General features: G+C 74.4%; 19 protein-coding genes and 1 pseudogene. 6 read left to right on the top strand and 14 right to left on the bottom strand.

What is annotated here, in order from left to right; all coding sequences use genetic code 11:
- The first annotated feature begins 61 nt into the window (after nucleotides 1-61).
- Nucleotides 62-1,144, top strand: coding sequence for a S1 family peptidase (locus tag ABD363_RS14830; RefSeq protein WP_344603454.1), 1,083 nt, complete (start codon nucleotides 62-64; stop codon nucleotides 1,142-1,144).
- Nucleotides 1,145-1,385: 241 nt separating this feature from the next.
- Here the strand turns inward: ABD363_RS14830 and ABD363_RS14825 are convergent, their stop codons facing one another.
- From ABD363_RS14825 to ABD363_RS14810, 4 genes and pseudogenes are all read right to left on the bottom strand, one after another.
- Nucleotides 1,386-2,441, bottom strand: coding sequence for a lytic polysaccharide monooxygenase auxiliary activity family 9 protein (locus ABD363_RS14825; protein WP_344603452.1), 1,056 nt, complete (start codon nucleotides 2,439-2,441; stop codon nucleotides 1,386-1,388).
- 303 nt (nucleotides 2,442-2,744) lie between these two features.
- The gene (locus tag ABD363_RS14820; RefSeq protein ID WP_344603450.1) at nucleotides 2,745-2,879 is read right to left on the bottom strand and encodes a hypothetical protein; all 135 of its coding nucleotides are present in this window, start codon (nucleotides 2,877-2,879) and stop codon (nucleotides 2,745-2,747) included.
- A 173-nt stretch (nucleotides 2,880-3,052) separates the two neighbouring features.
- Nucleotides 3,053-3,553 carry a ribonuclease FAU-1 family protein gene (locus ABD363_RS14815; RefSeq protein ID WP_344603448.1) on the bottom strand — a complete coding sequence of 167 codons (501 nt, stop codon included), beginning with the start codon at nucleotides 3,551-3,553 and terminating at the stop codon, nucleotides 3,053-3,055.
- Nucleotides 3,534-3,737, bottom strand: a pseudogene (locus tag ABD363_RS14810) (GNAT family N-acetyltransferase); the annotation flags it as partial. The pseudogene ABD363_RS14810 and the gene ABD363_RS14815, both read right to left, overlap by 20 nt.
- A gap of 71 nt (nucleotides 3,738-3,808) precedes the next feature.
- Here ABD363_RS14810 and ABD363_RS14805 point away from each other — a divergent pair.
- Complete coding sequence (locus ABD363_RS14805) at nucleotides 3,809-4,180, top strand: GntR family transcriptional regulator (RefSeq protein WP_344603446.1); 372 nt, start codon at nucleotides 3,809-3,811, stop codon at nucleotides 4,178-4,180.
- Between the two features lie 203 nt (nucleotides 4,181-4,383).
- Here the strand turns inward: ABD363_RS14805 and ABD363_RS14800 are convergent, their stop codons facing one another.
- The 5 genes from ABD363_RS14800 to ABD363_RS14780 form a co-directional block, all read right to left on the bottom strand.
- Nucleotides 4,384-5,478, bottom strand: coding sequence for a DUF5925 domain-containing protein (locus ABD363_RS14800; RefSeq protein WP_344603444.1), 1,095 nt, complete (start codon nucleotides 5,476-5,478; stop codon nucleotides 4,384-4,386).
- A 70-nt stretch (nucleotides 5,479-5,548) separates the two neighbouring features.
- Nucleotides 5,549-6,349 (bottom strand): polysaccharide deacetylase family protein, encoded by an 801-nt coding sequence (locus ABD363_RS14795; RefSeq protein WP_344603442.1) that lies wholly within the window; start codon nucleotides 6,347-6,349, stop codon nucleotides 5,549-5,551.
- Nucleotides 6,342-7,367: a glycosyltransferase family 2 protein gene (locus ABD363_RS14790; RefSeq protein ID WP_344603440.1), complete on the bottom strand. Its 1,026-nt coding sequence runs from the start codon at nucleotides 7,365-7,367 to the stop codon at nucleotides 6,342-6,344. The genes ABD363_RS14795 and ABD363_RS14790 overlap by 8 nt, the downstream gene beginning before the upstream one ends.
- Nucleotides 7,364-8,188, bottom strand: coding sequence for a glycosyltransferase family 2 protein (locus ABD363_RS14785; RefSeq protein WP_344603438.1), 825 nt, complete (start codon nucleotides 8,186-8,188; stop codon nucleotides 7,364-7,366). Before ABD363_RS14785 ends, ABD363_RS14790 begins: the two co-directional genes overlap by 4 nt.
- Nucleotides 8,189-8,793: 605 nt before the next feature.
- Nucleotides 8,794-10,002: a S8 family peptidase gene (locus ABD363_RS14780; protein WP_344603436.1), complete on the bottom strand. Its 1,209-nt coding sequence runs from the start codon at nucleotides 10,000-10,002 to the stop codon at nucleotides 8,794-8,796.
- Nucleotides 10,003-10,315: 313 nt separating this feature from the next.
- On the opposite strand from ABD363_RS14780, the gene ABD363_RS14775 reads away from it, so the two are divergent.
- Nucleotides 10,316-11,122: an SGNH/GDSL hydrolase family protein gene (locus ABD363_RS14775; protein WP_344603434.1), complete on the top strand. Its 807-nt coding sequence runs from the start codon at nucleotides 10,316-10,318 to the stop codon at nucleotides 11,120-11,122.
- Between the two features lie 378 nt (nucleotides 11,123-11,500).
- On the top strand, nucleotides 11,501-11,770 hold the full coding sequence (locus tag ABD363_RS14770; protein WP_344603432.1) for a hypothetical protein: 270 nt from the start codon (nucleotides 11,501-11,503) through the stop codon (nucleotides 11,768-11,770).
- A gap of 199 nt (nucleotides 11,771-11,969) precedes the next feature.
- Here the strand turns inward: ABD363_RS14770 and ABD363_RS14765 are convergent, their stop codons facing one another.
- Together ABD363_RS14765 and ABD363_RS14760 are read right to left on the bottom strand one after the other, a co-directional pair.
- The gene (locus ABD363_RS14765) at nucleotides 11,970-12,752 is read right to left on the bottom strand and encodes an ABC transporter permease (protein ID WP_344603430.1); all 783 of its coding nucleotides are present in this window, start codon (nucleotides 12,750-12,752) and stop codon (nucleotides 11,970-11,972) included.
- Complete coding sequence (locus ABD363_RS14760; protein WP_344603428.1) at nucleotides 12,749-13,723, bottom strand: ATP-binding cassette domain-containing protein; 975 nt, start codon at nucleotides 13,721-13,723, stop codon at nucleotides 12,749-12,751. The genes ABD363_RS14765 and ABD363_RS14760 overlap by 4 nt, the downstream gene beginning before the upstream one ends.
- A gap of 63 nt (nucleotides 13,724-13,786) precedes the next feature.
- Between ABD363_RS14760 and ABD363_RS14755 the strand changes: the two genes are divergently transcribed.
- Nucleotides 13,787-14,500 carry a TetR/AcrR family transcriptional regulator gene (locus ABD363_RS14755; protein WP_344603426.1) on the top strand — a complete coding sequence of 238 codons (714 nt, stop codon included), beginning with the start codon at nucleotides 13,787-13,789 and terminating at the stop codon, nucleotides 14,498-14,500.
- A 10-nt stretch (nucleotides 14,501-14,510) separates the two neighbouring features.
- Here ABD363_RS14755 and ABD363_RS14750 read toward each other — a convergent pair whose 3' ends face one another.
- From ABD363_RS14750 to hmgA, 3 genes are read right to left on the bottom strand one after another with little or no spacing between them, the layout of a single operon-like run.
- The gene (locus ABD363_RS14750; protein WP_344603424.1) at nucleotides 14,511-15,665 is read right to left on the bottom strand and encodes a type ISP restriction/modification enzyme; all 1,155 of its coding nucleotides are present in this window, start codon (nucleotides 15,663-15,665) and stop codon (nucleotides 14,511-14,513) included.
- A gap of 26 nt (nucleotides 15,666-15,691) precedes the next feature.
- On the bottom strand, nucleotides 15,692-16,441 hold the full coding sequence (locus ABD363_RS14745) for a GntR family transcriptional regulator (protein ID WP_344603422.1): 750 nt from the start codon (nucleotides 16,439-16,441) through the stop codon (nucleotides 15,692-15,694).
- A 28-nt stretch (nucleotides 16,442-16,469) separates the two neighbouring features.
- Nucleotides 16,470-17,786 (bottom strand): homogentisate 1,2-dioxygenase, encoded by a 1,317-nt coding sequence (hmgA, locus tag ABD363_RS14740; RefSeq protein ID WP_344603420.1) that lies wholly within the window; start codon nucleotides 17,784-17,786, stop codon nucleotides 16,470-16,472.
- 239 nt (nucleotides 17,787-18,025) lie between these two features.
- Here hmgA and ABD363_RS14735 point away from each other — a divergent pair, with 239 nt between their 5' ends.
- Complete coding sequence (locus ABD363_RS14735) at nucleotides 18,026-18,646, top strand: TetR/AcrR family transcriptional regulator (RefSeq protein WP_344603418.1); 621 nt, start codon at nucleotides 18,026-18,028, stop codon at nucleotides 18,644-18,646.
- The last annotated feature ends 88 nt before the right edge of the window (nucleotides 18,647-18,734 follow it).

Below are 18,734 nucleotides of genomic sequence, written 5' to 3'. Positions count from 1 at the left end.
CCTTCCGGTCCATAGGGTTCCCACCCTCTTCCCGGACCGACCCCCCACAGGAGGACGTGAGTTGAAGCACCGGCGCACACCCGGGCGGCGGGCGGTCGTGGCGGGCACGGGCATCGCCGCGCTGCTCGCCGCGGAAGTCACCTTCCGAACCGCGAACGCGAGCGAAGTCCCCGAGGCCCCCGCGCCCGGGACCCTGTCGGCCACGGCGGCCTCGAAGCTCGCCTCGAAGCTCACCGAGGACCTCGGCGCCGCCGCGGCGGGCACGTACTACGACGCGGCGGCGGGAAAGCTCGTCGTCAACGTGCTCGACGAGACCGCCGCCCGGACCGTCGAGGAGGCGGGGGCCCGGCCCAGACTCGTCGGGAACTCCCTCGCCGACCTGAGGAACGCCCGTACCGCCCTGCGGCGGGACGCCACCGTTCCGGGCACCTCCTGGGTGACCGACCCGACCGCCAACAAGGTCGTCGTCACCGCCGACCGCACGGTCTCCGCGGCGGAGTGGGCCAAGCTGGCCGAGATCGTCGACGGCCTCGGCGCCACGGCCGAACTCAAGCGCACCGAGGGGGAGTTCAAGCCCTTCATCGCGGGCGGTGACGCCATCACCGGGGGCGGCGGGCGCTGCTCGCTCGGCTTCAACGTGGTCAGGGACGGCGAGCCGTACTTCCTGACCGCCGGTCACTGCACGCGGTCCGCCGCCATCTGGTCGGACTCCGACGGCGACGTCATCGGCCGGACCGAGACGTCCAGCTTCCCGGGCGACGACTACGGCCTGGTCAGGTACACCGCCGACGTGGACCACCCGAGCGAGGTGAACCTCCACGACGGCTCCGCGCAGGCGATCACCGGCGCGGCCGAGGCCGCCGTCGGGATGCGGGTGACCCGCAGCGGCTCCACCACCGGGGTGCGCTCCGGCACGGTCACCGGGCTGGACGCCACCGTGAACTACGGCAACGGCGACATCGTGAGCGGCCTCATCCGGACCGACGTCTGCGCCGAACCGGGCGACAGCGGCGGCCCCCTCTTCTCCGGCGACGACGCCGTCGGCCTCACCTCCGGCGGCAGCGGCGACTGCGCCTCGGGCGGGGAGACCTTCTTCCAGCCGGTGACGGAGGCGCTGTCCGCGACGGGCACCCGGATCGGCTGACCCGCGGACCGGACGCGCGTCCCGCCCCCGCGCACGGGGCGGGACCCGCGCATGGTGGGGACTTGCGCGTGGTGGGGACCCGCGCGCGGGCGGCTGCCGCGCGGCGCGGGGCCCGCGTGACGTGGCCGGCCGCCCGCCCGCCGGGCACCCGGTCACCGTCCCCGGCCGGGTTTCCGCCGGGAAGCGACGGCGCTCCGGGGCCCGTCCGGCCCGAGCCGCCGGACCGGCCCGGGCGCATCGTTCAGCGGGCGTGCCGGCCGCCGCCCGCCGCGCGCCGGCGCACCGAGGCGAACAGCGCCGCCGCACCGAGCGCCAGGGCGGCGGCGCCGCCGGCGGCGAGGTACGGGGTGCCGCCGTCACCGCCGGTCTCGGCGAGGCGCGCCGCGGCACCGGCCGCCTTCGGCTGGTTCGGGGCGGAGCCGTCCGCCGGGGCGGCCGACGCCCCGCCGGTGCCGGTGCCGTCGTCGGTGCCGGTGCCGGTGCCGGTCGCGGAACCGCCCGTGCGGGCCGCGGGTGCCGTCGGATCGGTCGTCGTGCGGGCGTCGTCGTCGCCGTGGCCGTCGTGCTCGATCGTCGACTTGCCGGTACCGGCCTCGATCTGCTCCTCGGAGGGGGCGGAGGCCGTCGGGGCCGGGGCGGAGCCGCCGCCCGCGGCGCCACTGCCGCCGAACGTCACGTCCGAGCAGGAGTAGAACGCCTCCGGGCTGTCCGAGCGCTGCCAGACCGCGTACAGCACGTGCCTGCCGGAGCGCTCGGGGAGCGTGCCGGAGAACCTGTAGGAGCCGCCCGCGGCGACCGGGTCGGTGACGGTCGCCACCGGGTCGGCCAGGTCCAGGTCGCCCCAGCCCAGCGGCCGGGACGGGTCGTAGCCGGGCTTGGTCAGATAGACCGTGAAGGTGCCCTTGTGCGGGGCGGTGACGCGGTACTCGAAGGTGTACGAGCCGCTGCGCACCTCCGTCGCGGGCCAGTCGGCGCGGGCCAGGTCGAGCCCCTTGAACTCCTCGTTGCCCGCGCTGCACAGCTTCCCGTCCGGGATCAGCTCCCGGTGCCGCCCGTTCGCGTCCCCGATGCGGATGCCGTTCCAGTCGTAGAGCGCCTGGGTGCCGCCGGCCGCGACCGCCGCCCGGCACGCGGCCGACGCCGGGCTCTCCGGCCCCTCGGCGTAGCACTGCGAGACCCGGCTGACCGGGTCGCCCATCGATCCGTGCGCGGACGCGGGCGCGGCCAGCGCGGTGAGGGCGAGCGGGACGGCGCCGACGGCGGCTGCGACGGCGGCGGCCTTGCGGTGTGCGGGCATGGGGAACTCCTCGAAGCGGTCGCTGGATCGCGTGGGCCGAAACCCGTGGAAAGACCGGAACCCGTGGGGGGCGATCAGCAAACTAGCCCCGGAGAACCGTGAAATCGCCTGCCGAGGGCGGCGGGAGGAGATCCTTATGGTCGCGTTAAGGGAGCGCTCAGCCTGGGCTCAGGCAGCCGCCCGCGCGCGGTCGGACGGCCGCCGTTCGCGGTGGGGTGAGGAGGAGATCCGGCCGGCGCCGCGGCCGCCTCCGTCACCGCGTGCGGCCGTGCCGGTACGTCCGGCGACCGCGCCCCGGCCCGGTCAGCCGTCCGGCCACCAGGTGCGGGCGATGTCCTCGCGGACCTCCGGACGTCCGGCGGGGCGCTCGTCGGCCTCCTCGCGGACCCGGCGGGCGTCCGTCTTCTTCAGGGGCTTGCGGACGGTCACACGGCGCATGGCTGCCTCCTTCGGGATCACCGGGTTCCGCGTTCTCACAGAGGTAGACCCGTTTCGCGGGAGTTCCTCGTCGCCCCGGTTCCGCCGGGACGGCTGCCCCGGGCCGGGAGGGCGGCTCGTGCCGGCCGAGCGGTACGCGGCGGCGGTGGGGCGACGACACGGCGGAGCGGACCTCAGGCCAGCAGCGCGGCGAAACCGTCGCCGCGGGCCAGCGCCTCCAGCTCGTCGAGCGCCGCCGCCGCGGCGGCCGCCGCGGCGGGATCCGTCCGCGCGAGACCGCTTGCGGCGAACTCGTCCTCGTCCAGCCGCCGTACGTCCGCGCCGTCCGCGGAGCGCCACAGGTCCAGGTCGAGGTCCTCGACGACCAGCTCGGTGCCCAGGAGCGCGGCCGGGCGGGTGATGTCGCAGTACCAGCCCTTGACGGCGCCGGTGGCGGCGCGGACCTCCTTCACGGCGTACCACCGGTCGCGCCAGTAGTGCTCCGTGAAGACGTCGCCGGCCTCGAAGCGGACGAAGCCGAAGTCGCGGACCGCGTCGCCGGCCCAGGGGGCGCGGACGGTGACGCGGGCGCCGTCGTCGGCCAGCAGCTCGGCCGGATAACGGATCTTCGTACGGCCTCTCTTGACGAGGACGACCTCCAGGAACCGTGCCCGGTCAGCCGAGTTCACGGACATACCGCACCTCCGTCGCGCAGATCTCGTACCCCAGCCGCCCGCTGACCGCGATCATCGGCCCGGTGCCGGTGTCGTTGCCCGTGAACGCCTCCGTGTACCCGGCGGCGCGGGCGCGGTGCAGGGAGTCGTTCTCGACGAGCCCGGCCAGGCCCCGGCCGCGGTGGGCGCGCACGATCACGGTCATGGAGGCGCACGGTACGCGGGAGTGCGCCCCGGGTGCCTCCGATTTTCGGGCCGGTGCGGGACAATCGGCCTGTGACCTTGAAGATCCACATCGACGGCGGCGGCACCGCGCCGTACGAGCAGCTGCGGGCGCAGATATCCGAACAGGCGCGGTCGGGGGCGCTGCCGGTGGGGTACCGGCTGCCGACCGTGCGCGGACTGGCCGAGTCGCTGGGGCTTGCCGCGAACACGGTCGCCAAGGCCTACCGGGCGCTGGAGGCCGACGGGGTGATCGAGACGCGGGGCCGGCACGGCACGTTCGTGGCCGCCGCCGGCACGGCCGCGGAGCGCGAGCTGGCGGCGGCCGCGCAGGCCTACGCCGAGCGGGCCCGCCGGCTCGGGCTCGGGCAGGACGCGGCGCTCACCGCCGTACGGGACGCCCTGCGGGCGGCGTACGAGGGGTAGCAGGAGCCCGGCAGGCCGGCGGAGGGGGCGTGTCCGGCGTCCGGGGCGCCCCCGTCCCCGCCGCCCGCGCCAGGCCCGCGAAGGCCGCCGCGCCGGCCACCGCCGTGCCGCCCGGGTACCGCGCTTCCCGCCGGTTGCCGTACGGCCGCCCGGACGTCCCGGCGAACGGGCCGCACCCCCGTCGAAGCACTGCCGGAGCGCTCCTACAGGTACAGTCCCGCCTCCGCCCCGCCCCGCGGCTCCGGCAGCGCGGCCGGCGACGTGCCGCGGCGCAGCGCGTACAGTTCCGCCAGGGTCGCGCCCCCGCGGCCGACGCCCTCCTCGCGGCCCAGCCAGTCCACCGCCTCCCGGCGGGTGAGCGGCCCGACCTCGATACGGGCCAGGCAGCGGCCGGGGCGGACCACGGCCGGGTGGAGGCGCTCCAGGTCCTCGTTGGTGGTCACGCCGACCAGGACGTTGCGGCCCTGCCCCAGCAGGCCGTCCGTCAGGTTCAGCAGCCGCGACAGCGCCTGGCCGGCGGTGTGCTTGGCCTCGCCGCGGATCAGCTCGTCGCAGTCCTCCAGCAGCAGCAGCCGCCAGCGGCCCTTGCCGGTGGGGTCCTCCTCGCCGATGGCGATGTCCATCAGATAGCCGACGTCGGAGAAGAGCCGCTCGGGGTCGAGGACGCAGTCCACCTGGCACCAGTCCCGCCAGGACCGGGCGAGCGTCCTGAGCGCCGAGGTCTTGCCGGTGCCGGGCGGGCCGTGCAGCAGGAGCAGCCGGCCCGCGATGTCCTCGGGGGTGGTCTTCATCAGGCGGTCCAGCGCGTCCGCGACCGGCGCGGTGTAGTTGGCCCGCACCTCGTCCCAGGTGCCCGCCGCGATCTGCCGGGTCGTGCGGTGCGGGCCGCGGCGCGGCGAGACGTACCAGAAGCCCATGGTGACGTTCTCCGGCTGCGGCTCCGGCTCGTCCGCCGCGCCGTCCGTCGCCTCGCCGAGGACCTTCTCGGCCAGCTCGGCGCTGGTCGCCGTCACCGTGACGTCGGCGCCCCGGTTCCAGCGGGAGACCAGCAGCGTCCAGCCGTCGCCCTCCGCGAGCGTCGCGCTGCGGTCGTCGTCGCGGGCGGCGCGCAGCACGCGGGCGCCGGACGGCAGCAGGGTCGCCCCGGCCCGTACGCGGTCGATGTTCGCCGCGTGCGAGTACGGCTGCTCGCCCGTCGCGAAGCGGCCGAGGAACAGCGCGTCGACGACGTCGGACGGGGAGTCGGAGTCGTCGACGGTGAGCCGGACCGGCAGGGCGTCGTGTGGGTTCGCGGACATGCCGCCATGATCCGGCACGCCGGCGCCGCCCGCACCCGTTTTCCGTGGTGCGCGCGGCGCCCGGGCCGGGTCAGGCACGGGAGCGCAGGAGGTGCCCGCGGGCCTGGCGGGCCCTGCGGACCACGGCGTAGCCCTTGGTCAGGACGCGGTCCCGGGCGAAGGTGCGGGCGATCGCCCGGCCCTCGACCAGCCGCCCGAACTCCTCCGCGCCCGTGCTGCGGCGCACGGTGACCCGGCGCAGGGCGTACGGCCCCTGGCTGCGGCGGGCCAGGTCGTTGCCGACGGCGAGCGCCTGCGCGTACCCCGTCTCGCGCACCGCCTGCCGCACCCGGCGGCTGGAGTAGCCGTACGGGTAGGCGAACGAGGCCGGCACGGTGCCCAGCTGGTCCGAGACGATCTCCTTGCACAGGATCAGCTCGGAGCGCAGCCGGCCGTCGTCGAGCTGGTCGAGCTGCGGGTGGGTGTGGCTGTGTCCGCCGATCTCGACGCCCGCGCCGGCCAGTTCGCGGACCTGGTCCCAGTCGAGCATGGTGTCCAGGCCGCCCCCGGTGTCGTAGGGGCCCCGCAGCCAGCCGGTCGAGACGAACAGCGTGGCCGGGAAGCCGTGCTTGGCGAGCACGGGCAGGGCGTGCCGGTGCACGCCCTCGTAGCCGTCGTCGAAGGTGATCAGCACCGGCCGGGGCGGCAGCGGGCGGCCGGAGCGCCAGCGGGCCGCGAGCTCGGCCGTGCTGACGGGCGTGCGGCCGCGGTCCGCGAGGACCGCCATCTGCTCGGCGAACGCCTCCGGGGTCACCGACAGGGCGCGGGTGGCCTCGTTCGGGTCGGCCGCGACCGCGTGGTACATGAGGATCGGCACGGGCGCGTCAGCCATGCGCGCTCCCCGGCGCCGCCCCGTGCGTCCGCCCCGGACGCCCCGTCCCGAGCGGCGCCACCGAGAACGCGGCGCCGCCGCGGCGCGCCCGGACGCTGCCCACCAGGTACCCGCCCGCCGCCGCGACCACCCCGGCGACGATCGCGCCCGCCCGGCCCGCGCCGCCGGGCCGGGCCAGCAGGGCGTCCCGCAGGCCGCGCGCCACTCCGGCCGGCAGGACGCGCGTGGTGTACCGCCGTTCGGACTCGAGCCCCTTGCCGACGCCGACACTGCGCGCCACCAGCGCCTTCGACAGGCCCTCGGCGTAGGTGCGGGTGCGGAAGTAGCCGAAGCGCTCGCGCGCCTCGGGCACCCGGTGGTGGATCACCGCCCGGTCGTCGATGAGCAGCACCGCGTCGGGCCGTACCCGGCTGAGCCGGATGCACAGCTCGGTCTCCTCGCAGCCCAGCGGGCGCTTGTCGCCGTCGCGTCCGATGCCGGTGGCGAAGCCGCCCGCCGCGTCGAACGCGCTGCGCCGGAACGAGGCGTTCCCGCCGAGTACGTTGCGCACGCGCACCCGGCCGGGCGGCAGGCCGCGGTACGTGCAGCCCACCACCCAGTCGAACTCCTCGGGGAACCAGGCGGGCCGGCGTCCCGACGCCCAGATCGGCACCGTACGCCCGCCCACCGCCATGACGCGCGGGTCCGCGTACCCCTCGGCGAAGTGCTTCAGCCAGTCCCGCTCGGCCACGGCGTCGTCGTCGAGGAAGGCGACGACCTCGCCGCGCGAGGCGGCGATGCCGGTGTTGCGGCCGGCGGACAGGCCGCGGGGACCGGCGTTGGCGAGCACCCGTACGTCCCCGGCGTCCTTGTACTGCCGGGTCAGGCGGTCCCGCAGCGGCTCGTTGTGGTCGACGACCAGCAGCGTCTCCAGAGCCGGGCGGGACTGCGCCCGCACCGAGGAGACCGCGGCGAGGATGTCCTCCCAGCGGTCCTCGGTGTAGACGCAGATCACGACGGAGATGTCCGGACCGCTCAAGACACCTTCCCCCGGACCGTGTCGAGCAGGGGGGAGTGGGTGCGCGAACGGCTGCGCAGGGCGCGGCGGTTGGAACGCTCCTGGAGGATCACTCTGAGCACCCGCAGTCCGTCCCGCACGGCCCGCAGGTTGCTGGTGCCGTGGATGCGCAGGTATTCGTGGCTGGGGATCTCCTGCACCCTCAGCCCGGCCTTGACGACCCGGATGTTCATCAGGGTCTCCACCTCGAAGCCGGTGCAGTCGAGGTCGATCTTGTCCAGGCAGTGCCGCCAGAACGCGTTGTAGCCGTAGCAGAGGTCGGTGTAGCGGGCGCCGAACTTGCGGTTGACGACCGCGCACAGGACGCGGTTGCCGAGCCTGCGGATGAAGGTCATGTCGTCGGTGCCGCCGCCGTTGGCGAAGCGGGAGCCCTTGGCGAAGTCCGCGCCCGAGACCAGGGCGGAGACGTAGCTGACGATCTCCTGGCCGTCGGCGGAGCCGTCCGCGTCGACCATCACGATGATGTCACCGGTGCACGCCTGGAAACCGGTGATCAGCGCGTCCCCCTTGCCCTTGCCGCGCTGCTCGACGACCTTGACGTCCGGCCACAGCTCCCGGGCGACCTCGACGGTGTTGTCGGTGGAGTTGCCGTCCACGAGGACGACCTCGTGGATCCAGTCGGGCAGCGTCTTGAAGACGTACGGAAGGTTCTCCGCCTCGTTCATGGCGGGGATCACCACGCTCACCGGCGGCGCGATGGCCAGGTGCGAGGAGACGGGCCGGTAGGCGCCGGCGGTGGACGGGTCGTGGCCCGTACTCGCCGGGCGCAGAACTGAGCTCATGAGTCTGGATCCCTCTCGTCCGGTGGGCCGCCCGCCCCCGGGCGGCCCGGCTTCGTGTCCGGTTCGAAAGGGGGGTTGTTCTCACCCTGGGCACGACGGGACGCAGTTGCGTCTCTGCCGGGTGAGCTGGCAAAGCAGGCCGGCTGCGGAAAACGGCAGCCGACCGCGCGGCACGACTCGGTCACAGTTGTGGTCACCGAGCACGGCACCCCCCTACCGCGCCCCGCCCGGGCCGTCGCGGTCCTTGAGCCCTCCCCAGAGCCGCTGACTGACGACCGGTGCGGGTGAGATGTATGACGATATTGACGATTGAAGCAGTATGACAAGGCTTGGAAAGAGGCATCAGGTTTTCACCGGTCTGCCCCTCCGGAACCGGTTCCTCCGGAATCGCGGGCTCCTTGCGGCCGACTTGACGCGTATGGCCTGCATGGAAACCTTTGCCCCCCGAAGCGCCGGATGCCGGGCTTCAATCTGTCGCAGCCCCGGGGAGGGCGTCAAGATGCCCTGGAAGCACGCGCCGGTCGCCGTGCGCCCCCCGCACGACCGTGCCCCGGAGGCGCAAGTGACCTCCGGGGCACGGGTTCAGGATCTGTGTGCTCGCGGGGTCACGGCACGATCTTCAGCAGCCGGTTGGGCGAGCCGGTGCCCGCGCTGGTGACCTTGCCGGTGGTCGCGCCGCTCACCAGGGCCGAGGCGACCTGTGCCGGGGTGGCCGAGGCGTGGTTCGCCAGGTAGACGGCGGCCGCTCCGGCGACGTGCGGGGTCGCCATCGAGGTGCCGGAGATGGTGCTGGTCGCGGTGTCGCTGGTGTGCCAGCCGGCCGTGATCGAGGAGCCCGGCGCGAAGATGTCCAGGACCGAGCCGTAGTTGGAGTAGCTGGCCCTGGCGTCGGTGCTGGTGGTGGCGCCGACGGTGATCGCCTCGGCGACCCGGGCCGGGGAGGAGGAGGAAGCGGTGGTGTTGCTGTTGCCGGCGGCGACCGCGTAGGTCACGCCGCTGGCGATGGAGTTGCGGACCGCCGTGTCCAGCGTCGTGGACACGCCGCCGCCGAGCGACAGGTTGGCCACCGAGGGGCCCGAGTGGTTCGCGGTCACCCAGTCGATGCCCGCGATCACGCCGGCCGTGGTGCCCGACCCGCTGTTGTTCAGCACCCGGACCGCCACGATCTTCGCCTTCTTGGCGACGCCGTAGGTCGAGCCCGCGATCGTCGTGGCCACGTGGGTGCCGTGGCCGTTGCCGTCGGAGGCGGTGGTGTCGCCGTCGACGGCGTCGTAGCCGTAGGAGGCCCGGCCGCTGATCTGCTGGTGGGTGATGCGCACACCGGTGTCGATGACGTACGCCGTCACGCCGCTGCCCGCGCTGTCCGGGTAGGTGTAGGTGCCGGAGAGCGGCAGGGAGGTCTGGTCGACGCGGTCCAGGCCCCAGGGGGCGTTGGACTGCGTGGTGTCCGCGAGCTGCACGCGCTGGTCCTGCTCGACGGAGGCCACGGCGGGGTCGGCGGCCAGCCGCTCGGCCTCGGTGGCGGAGAGGGTGGCGGTGTAGCCGTTCAGCGCCGCGCCGAACGTCTTCCGCACCGTGCCGCCGTAGCTCTTGACGAGGTTCTTGCCGGTCGCCGAGGAGGCCTTGAGGCCGGCGCTCTTCTTGAGCGTGACGATGTAGCTGTCCTTGACCGCCGTGGGGGAGCCGGCGGCGAGCACCGTGCCCTCGGCCGGGGCGGCGTGGGCGGGGAGGGCGGTGAGGGCGCCCGTGAGGGCGGCGGTGGCCAGGCCGGCTATCGCGGCGAGACGGATTCTGTTGCTCCGCTGGTGTGCCATTGCGGGGGAGTCCTCCTCCGGGCGACGCGCGTCTGGGTGGGGCGCGCGTGAAGTGGGGGTACGCGCGGGATCGCGCACACGGCCGGGGCGTCGCGTTCCGCTCCGGGCCGCAGTAAAGAGTCGTCCATCCGCGCGCCGGGCAGAAGAGAGTTGAGCACCCGTCAACGGATCTGTCATGAACACGTAATAAAAACAACGGTCGGCGCCTGTGCGGATCCGGGAACGGACGGAAAAGTCTTGGCATGGACACTTCCTGTCAACACGCGTAGCTGCTACGACGGTTGTGGCAGAGATCCTGCTCAAGGGAGGTTCCATGAGACGTTCCCGGCTTACCGGCTTCCTCGGCTCGCTCCTTCTGGCCGCCGCCACCGCTCTGGCCGGCGCCACGACGGCGCAGGCGTCCCAGTCCGCCGCGGCGGGCGGCTACGTGGCGCTCGGAGACTCCTACTCCTCCGGAGTGGGCGCGGGCGGCTACATCGGCTCCAGCGGCGACTGCAAGCGCAGCACGAGGGCCCACCCCTATCTGTGGGCCGCCGCCCACGCGCCCTCGTCGTTCGACTTCACCGCGTGTTCCGGCGCCCGAACGGGTGATGTCCTCGCCGGTCAGCTCGGTCCGCTCAGCACCGCGACGAGCCTGGTCTCCCTCAGCGTCGGCGGCAACGACGCAGGATTCGCCGACGTCATGACGACCTGTGTGCTCCAGTCCGACAGCACCTGCCTGTCGCGCATCTCCACCGCCCGGGCGTACGTCGACTCGACGCTGCCCGGACGGCTCGACAACGTCTACTCGGCGATCCGCTCCAAGGCGCCCAACGCCCGCGTCGTCGTCCTCGGCTACCCGCGCTTCTACCAGCTCGGCGCGTCCTGCCTCGGTCTCTCCGAGACCAAGCGGAAGGCGATCAACGACGCGTCCGACCATCTGAACACCGCGATCGCCCAGCGCGCCGCCCGGCACGGCTTCACGTTCGGCGACGTGCGCACCACCTTCGCCGGGCACGAGATCTGCTCCGGCAGCTCGTGGCTGCACAGCGTCAACTGGCTGAACGTCGGCGAGTCGTACCACCCCACCGCGGCCGGCCAGTCGGGCGGCTACCTGCCGGTCCTGGACAGGGCGGCCTGACCGCCCAGGGGGCGGGCGCGCCGGGTCGCCGGGCGGGCGCGCGCACCCGCTGCGGCTCGCGCGCACCCGCTGCGGCTCGCGCGCCCCGACGCGCGGCCGCGCTCCCTCGGACTCCTCGACGGCGGCGCGCCCCCGGCGGCGTCCGGCCCGCACCGGTCCGCGCCGTCACTCGCCGTAACCGCCGGGCCCGGTGAGGGGCCGGTGCGGCCCATCGATCGGACGGGTGTCCAACTCGCCCTGAAAAAGGGTGGATTCGGGGGGTGATCGTCAACCCCCTTGCGGGGAACGTTCGTCGTGTGACCGTGATACATGCGTGCCCCAGGGGGGCGATAGGGTTACTCTGCCCGGGCCGGGTGACTCGTACGGGTGGGGAGTGACATGGATCAGATAACAGTGCGCAACAGGGCCAGGGTCCCTGCGATCACCTGCGGGAGCAGCGCGACCAGCTCGCGCCTCGACCGTCACCTCTCGGTGCTGGCGGGCCCCGCCGTCCCGCGACGGGAGACGGTCGAGGCGACCTCGCTGATGCTCGAGCTGACCGCGCGTGGCACCGCACCCGACCACAGCGGCCGGAACGCGCGGGTCCGCCGGGTCTCGCTCTTCGCGCCGCTGCGCCGGCTGCGCCGTTCGCTGTTCGGCGGCAACTGAGGCCCGCGCCCCGGCAGTCACACCGTCCCGGCACGGCGCCGCGACTCGTCGTCCGTCATCCCCACGGCACGCAGCGGCGCTCCGGTGTGCTTCCGAGCGCGGGCGCTCCCCCGGTCGGTGCCTCGTTCCCCGCCCGGCACCGAGGGCTCCCCGCTGTCCGTGACCGCCGGATCCGGCGGACCGCGTGTCCGTCCGGCGGTCACCGCTCCCCGCGCGCGTACTGGCGTACGGCGAGCGGCACGAACACGGCCAGCAGCACGGCGCACCAGGCCAGTGACCCCATGAGCGGGTGCGCGACCGGCCACGCGCCCCCGTCCGTCCCCGGAGCGTTGCCGAACAGCTGCCGCAGGGCCGTGGCCACCGCGCTGATCGGATTCCACTCGGCGACCGCGCGCAGCCAGCCCGGCAGTCCCCCGACCGGGATGTACGCGTTGGACAGCAGCGGCAGCAGGAAGGTCGCGCCGCCCAGCTGGCCGGCCGCCTCCTCGCTCCGGGTCAGCAGACCGAGGAAGATCCCGGCCCACGTCGTCGCGAAACGGAACAGCAGCAACAGGCCGACGGCGCCCGCCGCTTCCAGCGCGCTCCCCTCGACCCGCCAGCCCACCGCGAGGCCCACCAGCAGAAACGGCACCAGCCCGGCAGCCGTGACCGCCACGTCCGCGACCGCCTGCCCCAGCGGGACGGCCGCCCGGCTCGTCGGCAGCGTGCGGAAACGGTCCGTCACGCCCCGGTGGACGTCCTGCGCGGCCTGGAACATGCCGGTCATGATCCCGTTCGCGGCGGTCGCCACCAGCAGTCCCGGCACCAGGAAGGACCGGTACTCCGCACCCGGCATCGCGAGCGCGCTGCCGAAGACGTAGCCGAAGAACAGCAGCATGCTGACCGGCATGGTCTGGGTCAGGATCAGCAGCCCGGGGTTGTTGCGCATCCGCCGCAGCTGGCGCCCCAGCATCGCGGTGCCGTCGTACGCCAGCATGCTCATGCGGCACGCTCCCGGCCGGTGGCGCCGTCGGGGGCGGGCCGCCCGCCGACGGTGAGCCGGAGGAAGACGTCGTCGAGGGTCGGGGGGCGCAGGCTCGCGTCGAGCAGCGGCACCCCCGCCGAGTCCAGCGCGCGCACCAGGTACGGGAGCGTGAGCGTCGGGTCCTTGGCGACCGCGCCGACGGCGTTGCGGGCCCGGTCGAACGACGGCTCGGCCCCGGTGAGCCGGTCGAGCACGCCCGCCGCCCGCGCCAGGGCGTCCGGGTCCGCGACGACGACCTCGGCGTACGCCCCGACGAGCGCCTTGAGCCGGGCCGGCGAACCGGTGTGCGCGATCCGGCCCCGGTCCATCAGCACGATGTCGTCGGCCAGCTGGTCGGCCTCCTCCAGGTACTGCGTGGTGAGCAGCACGGTCGTGCCCTCGGCGGCCAGGGCGCGCACCACCTGCCGGATCAGCGTGCGGCCGACCGGGTCCAGTCCGGTCGTCGGCTCGTCCAGGAACAGCACGTCGGGGCGGCGGACCAGGCTCGCCGCCAGGTCCAGCCGGCGCCGCATGCCGCCGGAGTAGCCGGACGCGGGCCGGTCGGCGGCCTCCGCCAGCCCGAAGCGGTCCAGCAGCTCCGCGACCCGCGCGGCCGGGTGGCGCACCCGGTGCAGCCGGGCGAACAGCCGGAGGTTCTCGCGTCCCGTGAGGTCCCCGTCGACCGACGTCTCCTGTCCGGTGACGCCGATCCTGCGCCGCATGGCCGCGGCCTCCCGCACGAGGTCGTGGCCGGCGATCCGGGCGGATCCCGCGTCCGGCCGTAACAGCGTGGTCAGCAGCCGTACGGCGGTGCTCTTGCCCGCCCCGTTGGGCCCCAGGATGCCGCAGACCGTGCCCTCGGCCACGGCGAGATCCAGCCCGCGCAGGGCGCGCACCTCTCCGAACCTCTTCTCGAGGCCCTCACTAAGTACAGCGTACGTAGTAGTCATGGGGTGACCATAGCGCATTACGTACGCTGTACGTAACTAGGATGGTCGCCGAGGTGATGACCGATGGCGGGCCGAGCGGCCGAACCCGAAGTGATCTGGGCGCGTCCCGAGCGCGCCGGCCGTGGACCGAGGCCGGCGTACCGCCGCGCCGACGTCGCGGCGGCCGCGGTGGGGATCGCCGACCGGGACGGTCTGGACGCGGTCTCCATGCGGCACGTCGCCGCCGAGCTGGGCTGCGGCACGATGTCGCTGTACAACTACGTCCCCCGCAAGGAGGACCTGTACGAGCTGATGGTGGACGCCGTCAGCGGCGAGCACGAGCTGTGGGAGCCGAGCGGCGACTGGCGTGCCGACATGCTCCGGGTCGCGCACCAGACCCGTGCGCTGATGCACCGCCACCCGTGGCTGCCGCGGCTGATGTCCCCGGTGTACGGCTTCAGCCCGAACGCGCTGCGGTACCTGGAGCACTGCCTGGCCTGCCTGGATCCGCTGGAGGCGCCGTACGGCACGAAGATGGAGCTGGTGGCGATGGTGAACGGCGTCGTGACCACGTACGTCGCCAACGAGCTGGCCACCGCCGAGCGCACCCGTTCGCTGCCCTGGTCGCAGGAGCAGGAGGACGCGGCGCGGACGGCGTACCTGGCCGGCCGGCTGGCGAGCGGCGCCTATCCGCGGATGGCGGCGGCGTTCGCGCAGGACGCGGGGCCGATCGATCTGGAGGCGGTGCTGGAGCGGGCGCTGACGCGGGTGCTCGACGCGTTCGACCCCGGAAGGTAGGCGCTCCCCCTCAGAGCAGCGCCAGCTGGCCCTCCGGCCCCTCCTCGCGGCCCTCCAGCACCGAGGCGGGCCGGCGCGCCGCGTCCGGCACCGGGAGCACGCCCGCCTCGCGCAGCTCGGCCGCCGTGACCGGGTCCGGAGCGGTCAGCTCCCGCTGCCGCGGGCGCAGTTCGGCGAGCAGCGCCAGGACCGTGATCAGCTCCAGCAGCTCCGACGTCCAGGTCTGCGGCCAGACGGCCGGGCGGATCGAGGCCAGGGTGCCCGGTTCGGCCGGCGCCGTGCGGACCGCGAACCACTGCTCCAGGACGCGGCCCTGGGCCGTCTCGAAGTCCCACGCCTCGGGCGGCACGGGGGAGATGCGGCCCTCGTCGAGGAACAGCGCCTCCTCGTCCCGGTCGTAGCGCAGGGTCAGGGGCCGGGAGGGCAGCGGGGCGCGGACGTACGGGCGGCGGCCGCCGGGGAGCCGGGGGCGCTCGCCGTCGCGCCGCATCAGCCACAGCATCCGGCGGCCCACCGCCACGCCCCGCGCCCACGCGCCGGCGTCCCCGGTGAGCGGGACGGCGCGGCCGGGGCCCGCCGTCGCCGTGATCCAGGCCAGGACGTCCAGCGGGGCGGGACGGGTGCCGAGCCGGGCGCCCAGGTGCTCCAGCAGGCCGGGCGCCAGGTTGGGTTCCGCGCCGCCGGGGCGGCGGTACAGGGGGCGGACGCGGCCGGTGCGCAGGAGGGGCAGCAGGGAGGTCGCGAGCAGCGCCGGGCCGGGGGCGTCGCTCTCCACGGCGAATATCTGGTGCTCGTCCGCCACCCGCCACAGCTCGGGCCGGGCCGCGTCGATCAGCCGGTGGTCGGGGATCAGCCACTGCTCGTCGAAGGGGGCGCGCAGCACCCGCACCGGCTCCGGACAGGGGCCCGCGGCGCGGACCAGCCGCTCGGTGCCGCCGGTCCGGCCCGGCAGCTGCCCGACCGCCGTGTGCAGCGTCCGGGAGCGCGTCGGCTGCAGCAGCGCCTCGCGGTCCGGCCCCTCGGCCTTCACCAGCGCGTCCCAACGGGCCTTCAAGGACGCCGCGTCGGGGGCCGCCGGCCAGCCCCGGCCGAGCCGCGGCGGTGCGACGGACCACGGCATGAGGTCCGCCAGCAGCGGAGCGTCGTCGTGCGTCACGCTGGGCATCGTACGGCCTGTCGAGGACCGGCGGGTCAGCCGGCGTCCAGGGTCACCGTGAAGGAGAAGCGGTCCCCCCGGTAGTGGATGACGGCCACGTCCAGGGGCCGCCCGTCGGCGTCGTAGGTCACGCCCGTGTAGTGCAGGATCGGGCTGAGCAGCGGCACGTGGAGCAGCCGCGCCGTCTCCGGGTCGGCGAGCCGGGCCTGGACGGTGTCCGTGATCCGGCCGATGCGCGCCCCCACGACGTCCCGCAGCACCTTGGTCATCGGCCAGCGCACCAGGTCCGCCGGGTCGATGCGGGCGGCCAGTTCGGGACGGACGTAGTTGCGGGCGTGGTTGGTCGGCTCGCCCGTCCGCTCGTCCCCGCGCAGCCGGTGGTACGCCGCCACCTCCGTCAGGTCCGGGAAGTACTCGGCGAGTTCCCCGGGCACCGGCGCCGCGCCGTGCTCCAGCAGCTCGGTCGTCATGCCGGACTGCTGGGCCACGATCGCGTCCACCGAGCCGAGCAGCCGCACCGGGGCGCCGCGCCGCGCCCGCGGCTCGATGAACGTGCCCCGCCGGCGGTGGCGGCTGATCAGCCCCTCGCCCTCCAGCTCCTTCAGCGCCTGCCGCATGGTCAGCACGCTCACCCCGTAGTGCTCCGCCAGTTGCTCCTCGGTGGGCAGCCGCAGCGGGTCCCGGGGCGAGCGGCCGAGGATCGAGGCGCGCAGCGACTGCGACACCTGGTACCACAGCGGCAGCTTGCGGTTCAGGACGATCGAGTCCGGGGCGAAGGAGGTCACGGCTGTCATCCGTACCGGTCGGGGAGGGTCAGCGCAAGGGGCGGAAGTGGCGCTCGAGGCCCCGCCACACCTCGTCGTAGCCCCGTTGCAGGTGCCCGGCCCGCGCCGCCTGCGCGGTCAGCGTCACCGGCCAGCGGGTCTCGAACATGAACGCCAGCCCGTCGTCGACCTTCTGCGGCTCCAGGGCGGCGGCGCTCGCCCGCTCGAAGGTCTCCCGGTCCGGCCCGTGCGCCGACATCATGTTGTGCAGCGAGCCGCCGCCGGGCACGAACCCCTCGGCCTTGGCGTCGTAGGCGCCCTCGATCAGCCCCATGTACTCGCTCATCACGTTCCGGTGGAAGTACGGCGGCCGGAAGGTGTCCTCGCCCACCAGCCAGCGCGGCGCGAAGACGACGAAGTCGACGCCCGCGAGTCCGGGGGTGTCGGACGGGGAGGTCAGCACCGTGAAGATCGACGGGTCCGGGTGGTCGTAGCTGATGGTGCCGAGCACATTGAAACGGCGCAGGTCGTAGACGTACGGCACAAGGTTGCCGTGCCAGGCGACCACGTCGAGCGGCGAGTGGTCGTAGACGGCCGTCCACAGGTTGCCGCAGAACTTGTTCACCACCTCCACCGGGCCCTCGACGTCCTCGTACGCGGCGACCGGCGCCCGGAAGTCGCGGGGGGCGGCGAGCCCGTTGGCGCCGATCGGGCCGAGGTCGGGGAGGCGGAAGGGGGCGCCGTAGTTCTCGCACACGTAACCGCGGGCCGAGGCGTCCAGCAGCTCCACGCGGAAGCGGACCCCGCGGGGGATCAGCGCCACATGGCCCGGCTCCGCGTGCAGCAGCCCGAACTCCGTGCGCAGCAGCAGCCCGCCGCGCTCGGGGACGATCAGCAGTTCGCCGTCGGCGTCGCCGAAGACGCGCTCCATGGAGGCGTTGGCGTGGTACAGGTGCACGGCCAGGCCGGCGCGCCGCGTGACGTCGCCGTTGCCGCCCAGGGTCCACAGGCCGGCCAGGAAGTCGGTGCCCTCGGCGGGCTCGGGCAGCGGGTTCCAGCGCAGGCGGTTGGGGTCGGGCACCGTCTCGGTGAAGGGCGCGGTGCGGAGCGTTCCGTTGCCGGTGCGGGTGAACGCCGGGTGCGCGGCCGAGGGGCGGATGCGGTACAGCCACGAGCGGCGGTTGTGCGCCCTCGGCTCGGTGAACGCCGTGCCGCTGAGCTGCTCCGCGTACAGTCCGAGCGGGGCCCGCTGCGGCGAGTTGCGGCCCACGGGCAGGGCGCCCGGCACGGCCTCGGAGCTGTGCTCGTTGCCGAACCCGGACAGACAGGCCAGCCCTTCGGCGGTCTTCCGTGCGTCCCCGCTCATGATCGCTGCTCCCTTGCCGCGCCCGATTCCTGTGCAGCACCGTAGGATTGCGTTTTCCCGGGCGCAAGAGGGGGGACGCGGACCGCTCCGGTCCTCCGGCGGGGAGCGCGGCGGACGTCGCCGCGCGGGAGCCGAAGCCGGAACCGGGCCCGGGGCGCCGGAGGCGAGGAGACGAACGGGGCGGGCATCGGTCCCCGTCCCAGGAGGCACAGTTCCCCGGACCGCGGCGGAGGGGCATCATGAAGCCCGTGCCCCACGCGACATCGCTACGCCGCGCGCCCGTGCAGCGGCGCAGCGCCGAACGGCTGAGCAGGATCCTCGACGCCTGCGCCGACCTCCTGGACGAGGTCGGTTACGACGCCCTGAGCACCCGGGCCGTGGCCCTGCGCGCCGGCGTCCCCATCGGTTCCGTCTACCGTTTCTTCGGCAACAAGCGGCAGATGGCCGACGCGCTCGCCCAGCGCAACCTGGAGCGCTACTGCGAACGCGTCGCCGAGCGGCTGGCGGAACGGGCCGGGGACGGCGGCTGGCGCGCGGCCCTGGACGCCGTGCTCGACGAGTACCTGGCCATGAAGCGCACCGCGCCCGGCTTCTCCCTCGTCGACTTCGGCAACCAGATCCCGGTCGGCGCCCGCCGCGCCGACCCCAACCACCGGGTCGCCGAGCGCCTGACACGGCTGCTCTGCGGCCACCTCGGCCGCGAACCCGACGAGGACCTGCGCCGCGCCTTCCTGGTCGCCGTGGAGACCGCCGACGCCCTCGTCCACCTGGCCTTCCGGGTCGCGCCGGGGGGCGACGACAAGATCGTCGAAGAGGCGCGGGAGCTGCTGCGGGCCTATCTGGCGCGGGTGCTGGACTGAGCGGCCGGACCCGGCCCGCTCCTCGAGGGCGGTCCGGGGCCCGCCGCACGGAGGGCGCGGTCCGCCGGACCGGCCGCCGGGCGACGCG

The organism is Streptomyces glaucus (assembly GCF_039533365.1).
GTDB lineage: Bacteria > Actinomycetota > Actinomycetes > Streptomycetales > Streptomycetaceae > Streptomyces > Streptomyces glaucus.
Note: the sequence above shows the minus strand (reverse complement) of the source record. Positions and strands in the feature narration are given on the sequence as shown.

Excerpts from the sequence above, each read along its gene's own strand:
- ABD363_RS14760 (WP_344603428.1), bottom strand. The coding sequence starts at position 13,723 with ATGACTACTACGTACGCTGTACTTAGTGAGGGCCTCGAGAAGAGGTTC.
- ABD363_RS14800 (WP_344603444.1), bottom strand. The coding sequence starts at position 5,478 with ATGTCCGCGAACCCACACGACGCCCTGCCGGTCCGGCTCACCGTCGAC.
- ABD363_RS14755 (WP_344603426.1), top strand. The coding sequence starts at position 13,787 with ATGGCGGGCCGAGCGGCCGAACCCGAAGTGATCTGGGCGCGTCCCGAG.
- ABD363_RS14750 (WP_344603424.1), bottom strand. The coding sequence starts at position 15,665 with ATGCCCAGCGTGACGCACGACGACGCTCCGCTGCTGGCGGACCTCATG.
- ABD363_RS14785 (WP_344603438.1), bottom strand. The coding sequence starts at position 8,188 with ATGAGCTCAGTTCTGCGCCCGGCGAGTACGGGCCACGACCCGTCCACC.
- ABD363_RS14735 (WP_344603418.1), top strand. The coding sequence starts at position 18,026 with ATGAAGCCCGTGCCCCACGCGACATCGCTACGCCGCGCGCCCGTGCAG.
- ABD363_RS14795 (WP_344603442.1), bottom strand. The coding sequence starts at position 6,349 with ATGGCTGACGCGCCCGTGCCGATCCTCATGTACCACGCGGTCGCGGCC.
- ABD363_RS14775 (WP_344603434.1), top strand. The coding sequence starts at position 10,316 with ATGAGACGTTCCCGGCTTACCGGCTTCCTCGGCTCGCTCCTTCTGGCC.
- ABD363_RS14820 (WP_344603450.1), bottom strand. The coding sequence starts at position 2,879 with ATGCGCCGTGTGACCGTCCGCAAGCCCCTGAAGAAGACGGACGCCCGC.
- hmgA (WP_344603420.1), bottom strand. The coding sequence starts at position 17,786 with ATGAGCGGGGACGCACGGAAGACCGCCGAAGGGCTGGCCTGTCTGTCC.
- ABD363_RS14815 (WP_344603448.1), bottom strand. The coding sequence starts at position 3,553 with ATGTCCGTGAACTCGGCTGACCGGGCACGGTTCCTGGAGGTCGTCCTC.
- ABD363_RS14780 (WP_344603436.1), bottom strand. The coding sequence starts at position 10,002 with ATGGCACACCAGCGGAGCAACAGAATCCGTCTCGCCGCGATAGCCGGC.
- ABD363_RS14765 (WP_344603430.1), bottom strand. The coding sequence starts at position 12,752 with ATGAGCATGCTGGCGTACGACGGCACCGCGATGCTGGGGCGCCAGCTG.
- ABD363_RS14825 (WP_344603452.1), bottom strand. The coding sequence starts at position 2,441 with ATGCCCGCACACCGCAAGGCCGCCGCCGTCGCAGCCGCCGTCGGCGCC.
- ABD363_RS14770 (WP_344603432.1), top strand. The coding sequence starts at position 11,501 with ATGGATCAGATAACAGTGCGCAACAGGGCCAGGGTCCCTGCGATCACC.